At 63.0% G+C, this 6,639-nt stretch carries 6 protein-coding genes; 4 read left to right on the forward strand and 2 right to left on the reverse strand.

Annotation, left to right across the window (positions count from 1 at the left end; translation table 11 throughout):
- Positions 1-185: 185 nt before the first annotated feature.
- From OQZ28_RS02175 to OQZ28_RS02190, 4 genes are all read left to right on the forward strand, one after another.
- Positions 186-866 (forward strand): phosphorylase family protein, encoded by a 681-nt coding sequence (locus OQZ28_RS02175; protein ID WP_458135009.1) that lies wholly within the window; start codon positions 186-188, stop codon positions 864-866.
- Between the two features lie 26 nt (positions 867-892).
- Positions 893-1,099, forward strand: a complete 207-nt coding sequence (locus tag OQZ28_RS02180; RefSeq protein ID WP_458135010.1) for a hypothetical protein — start codon at positions 893-895, stop codon at positions 1,097-1,099.
- A gap of 92 nt (positions 1,100-1,191) precedes the next feature.
- Complete coding sequence (locus tag OQZ28_RS02185) at positions 1,192-2,406, forward strand: acetate/propionate family kinase (protein ID WP_458135011.1); 1,215 nt, start codon at positions 1,192-1,194, stop codon at positions 2,404-2,406.
- Positions 2,407-2,444: 38 nt separating this feature from the next.
- Positions 2,445-4,814: a phosphoketolase family protein gene (locus tag OQZ28_RS02190; protein WP_130730882.1), complete on the forward strand. Its 2,370-nt coding sequence runs from the start codon at positions 2,445-2,447 to the stop codon at positions 4,812-4,814.
- Between the two features lie 175 nt (positions 4,815-4,989).
- On the opposite strand, the gene OQZ28_RS02195 is transcribed toward OQZ28_RS02190, so the two are convergent.
- Together OQZ28_RS02195 and istB are read right to left on the reverse strand one after the other, a co-directional pair.
- Positions 4,990-5,733 carry an amino acid ABC transporter ATP-binding protein gene (locus OQZ28_RS02195; protein WP_207303420.1) on the reverse strand — a complete coding sequence of 248 codons (744 nt, stop codon included), beginning with the start codon at positions 5,731-5,733 and terminating at the stop codon, positions 4,990-4,992.
- A 196-nt stretch (positions 5,734-5,929) separates the two neighbouring features.
- Positions 5,930-6,631, reverse strand: coding sequence for an IS21-like element helper ATPase IstB (gene istB, locus OQZ28_RS02200; protein WP_458135025.1), 702 nt, complete (start codon positions 6,629-6,631; stop codon positions 5,930-5,932).
- Between the last annotated feature and the right edge of the window lie 8 nt (positions 6,632-6,639).

The raw sequence follows: 6,639 nt of genomic DNA on the forward strand, positions 1-6,639 counted from the left end.
TCGCGCCGACAGGGTGGTGCTGTCCTTTCAGTTCGCACGGAGCGCGGGAAAGGGCAGCGGCCACCGTATGGCACGACTGGCTTCAGCCGGGTGTCGGGCGGGTGTGATCAGGGCTGATGGCCGTGTTGCGCACTGCCCGGCCACCCCGGTCATGGCTTGTGATAATGGCAGGGGGATTCATCAATATGTCCGGTAGCACAGCAGTCTCTCCGTTTTCCCGGTTGGGCATCGTGGTGGGCATGGAGGCGGAAGCCGCCCTTATCCGCCCCTTCGTGCCCCATGCCCGTTTTGGCCTGAGTGGCGCGACCCTGTCTGGCGCGCGGCAGGCGGTGCTTGACCTGCTTGAAGGCGGGGTGGATGCGCTGCTCTCCTTCGGGTTGGCGGCAGGGCTTGACCCGGCGCTGCAGCCCGGTGCCGTGGTCGTGCCGCATAATGTGCTGGTCAATGGCGAGCGCCTGCCCGCTGCCCCCGCGCTGCTGTCATGGCTGGGAGCTGACCGGGCGGATGTGGTGGGCGGCGACCTGCTGCATAGCGATGTGATCGTAACCGCCGCCAGCCGCAAGATGGCGCTGTACCGCGAGACGGGATGCGTGGCGCTGGACATGGAAAGCGGCGTGGTGGCGGAAATGGCCGCTGCCCGCAAGGTGCCCTTCGCCGTGCTGCGCGTGGTGTGCGACCCCGCGGACCGCACCTTGCCGCCTGCCGCCGTGGTGGCGCTGCGGCCTGATGGCAGCCTTGCGGTGGGCGCACTGGCCCGTAGCATCGTGTGCAATCCGTTCCAGATTCCCGCCCTGATCCAGGTGGGGCGTGATGCGGGGCATGCGCGCACGGCGGCCAGGGCCGTTCTGGCCCGGCGTTTTGGCTGACATGCCGCATCAGGGAAAAGTTTTTGGTGAAGCTTTTTTCAAAAAGCTTTGAAGAATGCAGCCTTTTTGAAAACAGGCTGCATCCGGAACCTTTTATGGCCTTTTATCCGGCGTCTTTCCCTGATTCTGCTTCGGTCAGAAAAAACTTTTCTCCTTCCCGGCCATTGGGCCACCTGCGTGGCGCGGAGGCGCCATGTGGCGTGATGGCTGTTCTCCTGCCCGCTTTGGGTTAGGCTGGGTGCGGCCAATTGATTCGCATCAATGTCAGGTCCGGCAGATGGGCGTGACATGCTGCCGGTTCTAGGCACGCAGCAGGGAGAGAGGCATGACACGGGCGGTGCTCGCACTCAACGCAGGTTCATCCAGCCTGAAATTTGCCCTCTTCGCCATTGAAAAAGGCGAGACGGCGACCTCCCCGAGCCATCGCATCGCCTCGGGCGAGCTTGAGGGAATCGGCAGCCACCCCCATTTTGTCGCCCATGACGCGGGTGGCCGCGTGCTGGTGGACGAGACATGGGCCCCCACCGCCGATGGCGCGAATCTCGACAAGGCGCATCTCGGCCCCATGGCCACCCTCATGGAATGGGTGGGCAAACAGCTTGGCAGCGTGGACCTCATGGCCGTGGGGCACCGCGTGGTGCATGGCGGGCCTGAGTTCATCGCCCCCGTGCGCATTACGCCTGATGTGCTGGCGCGGCTTGCGGCGCTGACGCCGTTTGCGCCCCTGCACCAGCCCGGCAGCCTTGCCCCCATCCGCGCGCTGCTGGCGCAATATCCCGACCTGCCGCAGGTGGCGTGTTTCGATACCGGCTTTCATCACACCCTGCCTGCCGTGGCGCAGGCGCAGGCCCTGCCGCGTGACTATGCGGCGCGTGGCGTGCGGCGCTACGGGTTTCATGGCCTGTCATATGAATACATCGCCTCCGCCCTGCGCGAGCGCGCACCGCACCTGGCCAATGGGCGCACGCTTGTCGCCCATATCGGCAGCGGTGGCAGCCTGTGCGCGCTTCAGGCCGGGCGCAGCATTGACACCACCATGGGTTTTTCGGTGCTGGACGGGCTGGTCATGGGCACAAGGTGCGGGCATCTCGACCCCGGCGTGATCCTGTACATGCTCAAGGAAGAGGGGCTGGGGGCGGCCGAGATCGAGAACATCCTCTATCACCGCTCCGGCCTGCTGGGCGTGTCCGGCGTTTCGGCCGATATGCGCGACCTGCACGCCAAGGCAGGCACCAGCGCCGAGGTGACACAGGCGCTGGACCTGTTTGTCTACCGCTTCGCCCAGCAGGCGGGGGGCATGATGGCGGCCCTGCAGGGGCTGGACGGGCTGGTGTTTACCGCAGGCATTGGCGAGCATGACGCCATCATCCGCGCCGCCGTGTGCGCGCGGATGGGCTGGGCGGGCATCCGCCTCGATGCGGCGGCGAATGCCGCGCACCACGAAATCATCAGCACGGCCGATAGCGCCGTGGAGGTGCGGGTGATCCCCACCGACGAGGAAACGACAATCCGCCGCCACGTGCTGATATGTCTGGGCTGAGCGCCGGGCAGGAATGGACCATTCTGGAAGGAACGGAAATGAGTGAAACCGCATCCGCAACACCGCTGTCCACAGCGGATGTCGCGCTGTTCAACAAATGGTGGCACGCAGCCAACTACCTGTCGATTGCCCAGATCTACCTGCTGGCCAATCCGCTGCTGCGCGAGCCGCTCAAGCTCGAACACACCAAGCCGCGCCTGCTGGGGCACTGGGGCACCACGCCGGGGCTGAACTTCCTGTACCTGCACCTCAACCGCATCATCCGCGAACAGGATCGCAGCATCCTGTTCGTGGCAGGCCCCGGCCACGGGGCGCCGGGCGTGGTGGCCAGCACCTACCTTGAAGGCACGTACACCGAATACTTCCCCGAAGTGACGCAGGATGCGGACGGGCTGGCCAGGCTGGTCAAGCAGTTCTCCTTCCCCGGTGGCATTCCCAGCCATGCTGCCCCCACCACGCCGGGTTCGATCAACGAAGGCGGTGAACTGGGCTACTCGCTCTCGCACGCCTATGGTGCGGCGTTCGACAACCCCGACCTGGTCGTGGCCTGCGTTGTGGGCGATGGCGAGGCCGAGACCGGGCCGATGGCCACGTCATGGCACAGCAACAAGTTCCTCGACCCCAGGACCGATGGCGCGGTGCTGCCGATCCTGCACCTCAATGGCTACAAGATCGCCAACCCCACGGTGCTGGCCCGCATCTCGCCCGATGAACTGGTGAGCCTGTTCAAGGGCTACGGCTACGACCCGATCGTGGTGGAAGGCCATGACCCGGACATCATGCACCAGAAGATGGCCGTGGCGATGGACACGGCCTTTGCGAAGATTGCCCAGATCCAGAAAGCCGCGCGTGAGAAGAACGACACCACGCGCCCAGCCTGGCCCATGATCATCATGCGCACGCCCAAGGGCTGGACCTGCCCCAAGACGGTGGACGGCCTGCGCACGGAAGGGTACTGGCGCGCCCACCAGGTGCCCATTACCGACATGACCAACCCCGCCCACCTCAAGCTGCTTGATGAATGGCTGCACAGCTACAGGCCTGAGGAACTGTTTGACGAAAACGGCACCCTGATGCCCGAAATCGCGGCCCTTGCCCCCAAAGGCGACCGCCGCATGAGTGCAAACCCGCATGCCAATGGCGGCCTGCTGCGCCGTGACCTGCGCCTGCCGGATGTGACGGATTATGCCGTGAGCGTGGAATCACCGGGCCATGCGCTGGGCGAGGGCACGCGCGTGCTGGGCACGTGGCTGCGCGATGTGATGAAGGAAAACCTGCCCGCGCGTAACTTCCGCGTGCTGGCGCCGGATGAAAACAACTCCAACCGCCTCAATGCCGTGCTGGACGTGACCAACCGCGCCTGGAACGCCGAGACCTTCGATTACGATGACCATCTGGCCGTTGATGGCCACGTGATGGAAATCCTGAGCGAGCATACCTGCCAGGGCTGGCTGGAAGGCTACCTGCTGACCGGGCGGCACGGCTTCCTGTCGTGTTATGAGGCGTTCATCCACATTGTGGACTCAATGGTCAACCAGCATGCCAAGTGGATCAAGCAGGCGGATGAGGTGTCGTGGCGCGCGCCGATCGCATCGCTGAACTACCTGCTCACCTCGCATGTGTGGCGGCAGGATCATAACGGCTTCAGCCACCAGGACCCCGGCTTCATTGACCATGTGCTCAACAAGAAGGCCAAGACCGTGCGGGTGTTCCTGCCGCCCGATGCCAACACCCTGCTGTGCACGGCCAAAACCTGCCTTGAAAGCCGCGACCGGGTGAACGTGATCGTGGCGGGCAAGCAGCCCGAGCCGCAATGGCTGGACATGGACTCCGCCATCGCCCACTGCGCCAAGGGCATCGGCATCTGGGAATGGGCGAGCAACGACAAGGGCGGCGAGCCCGATGTGGTCATGGCCTGTGCGGGCGACGTGCCCACCATCGAGACGCTGGCGGCCGTGCAACTGCTCAACAAGCACCTGCCGGACCTCAAGATACGCGTCATCAACGTGGTGGACCTGCTCACGCTTGAATCACGCAGCCAGCACCCGGATGGGCTGGAGGATTATGTATTTGACAGCCTGTTCACCACCGACAAGCCGGTCATCTTCGCCTTCCACGGTTATCCGGCGCTGATCCACAAGCTGATCTACAAGCGTACCAACTGCCGCAACTTCCATGTGCATGGCTACCGCGAGGAAGGGTCCACCACCACGCCGTTCGACATGACGGTGCGCAACAGCCTCGACCGCTTCCATCTGGTGCAGAACGTGATCCGTCGCGTGCCGGGCCTGGCCGAAAAGGCGGCCTATGCCAACGAGGCGATCAGCGACAAGCTGGTCGAGCACACGCGCTATGTGGCGCAGTACGGTCAGGACCTGCCCGAAATCAGGAACTGGCGCTGGTCATAAGACCTGTCCAATCGTTATGGGAAAGGGAGCCGCAAGGCTCCTTTTTTCATGGGGTATGAAAAGCGCGTTTTAAAAAACCCGTTAACGATCAAAGTTTTTGGTGAAGCTTTTTTCAAAAAGCTTCAAGGAACACCGCCTTTTTGAAAAAAGGCGGCACCCGGAAACGTTTATGATCCTAGCCAATCATCTGGTTCAGGAACTCCCGTGCCCGCTTGGTCTGTGGGTTGGTGAAGAACTGCTCGGAGGGCGTGATTTCCATGATGCGCCCCTGGTCCATGAACACGATGCGATCGGCAATATGGCGCGCAAAGCGCATTTCATGCGTGACGCACAGCATGGTGATGCCTTGGGCCGCAAGGTCGTTCATGATCGTGGCTACGCCGGACACGGCCTCGGGGTCGAGGGCGGCGGTGGGTTCATCAAACAGCATGATCTCGGGCTGCATGCACAGCGCGCGCGCAATGGCCACGCGCTGCTGCTGGCCGCCAGAAAGCTGGATGGGGTATTTGCGCGCCTGCCCGGCAATATTGACCTGCTGCAAAAGGCGCATGGCCAGTGCCTCGGCCTGCGCGCGCGGCATCTTGCGCACCATGCGCGGCGCCAGCGTGCAGTTGTCGAGCACGCTGAGATGCGGGAACAGATTGTAGTTCTGAAACACCAGCCCCACGAGCGCGTGCAGCCGGATCAGGTCGGTCCGTGCGGTAATGGGCTGGCCATTGATGTGCAGCGAGCCTCTGTCATGGGGTTCGATACGGTTGAGGCAGCGGATCAGCGTTGACTTGCCCGCGCCAGATGGCCCGAGCACCACGACCTTTTCGCCGCGCCGCACGTCAAGGCTGATGCGGTCAAGGGCTACGAACCCCTTGTACAGCCTGCTCAGGTTGCGTATCGACAGCACGGCGCCGGGGTCAGGCTGCATGCGCGCCCGCCGTGTCATGCCCGGCCCATGCAAAACGGCGCTCGACGCGCTTTTGCACCAGCAGGATGTCAATCGGCACTCAAAAATAACCCCTGATCGGCATGCAATATTAACCCCCTGTTGAAGGCCCGGCCTGTCTCCTGAAGCCGTAGGCGTAAGGAGACAGGCCGGGGCAGGTATGGATCTGGAGAGAGGTTCAGTTACGGTTCCTGAACCGCCAGCTTTCGTTCCCTGTCTCGATGATGTCGCAGTGATGGGTCAGACGGTCGAGCAGTGCCGTGGTCATCTTGGCGTCGGCGAATACACTGGCCCATTCACCGAAGGACAGGTTCGTGGTGACAATGACCGAGGTCTGTTCATAAAGGCGGCTGATCATATGGAACAGCAACTGTCCGCCAGACTGGGCAAAGGGCAGGTATCCCAGTTCGTCGAGGATGACAAAGTCCAGTCGGCCGAGTTGTTCGGCCAGCCGACCCGCCCTTGCCGCCCGACTGTCAGCCTCAAGCCGGTTGACCAGGTCCACCACGTTGAAGAACCGGCCACGCCGACCTGTGCGGATGCAGCTCCGGCCAATGGCCGTGGCCAGGTGGGTTTTGCCGGTACCTGTGCCCCCCACAAGCACGACATTACGCTTGAGGTCGAGGAATTCGCCCCGAGCCAGGTCACGGACAAGGGTTTCGTTGACGGGCGTATCCGCGAACTGAAAGTCCTCGACATCCTGTGCCCGCGGCATCCGGGCAATGGTCATCTGGTAGCGTATCGACCGGGCCTGCTTTTCATGTATTTCGGCCTGGAGCAGTTCTCCTATGACCTGCTGGGGCAGATACTGTCGTTTGACCGCATGGGTCACCAGTTCATCATAGGCGGCTTTCATACCGTAGAGTTTCAGTTCCGCCATCGCCTGGA

This window comes from Komagataeibacter sp. NFXK3, from assembly GCF_054182245.1.

Bases quoted from the DNA above. Each gene is read 5' to 3' on its own strand.
- OQZ28_RS02175 (WP_458135009.1), top strand. From the start codon at position 186: ATGTCCGGTAGCACAGCAGTCTCTCCGTTTTCCCGGTTGGGCATCGTG.
- OQZ28_RS02185 (WP_458135011.1), top strand. From the start codon at position 1,192: ATGACACGGGCGGTGCTCGCACTCAACGCAGGTTCATCCAGCCTGAAA.
- OQZ28_RS02190 (WP_130730882.1), top strand. From the start codon at position 2,445: ATGAGTGAAACCGCATCCGCAACACCGCTGTCCACAGCGGATGTCGCG.
- OQZ28_RS02195 (WP_207303420.1), bottom strand. From the start codon at position 5,733: ATGCAGCCTGACCCCGGCGCCGTGCTGTCGATACGCAACCTGAGCAGG.
- istB (WP_458135025.1), bottom strand. From the start codon at position 6,631: ATGGCGGAACTGAAACTCTACGGTATGAAAGCCGCCTATGATGAACTG.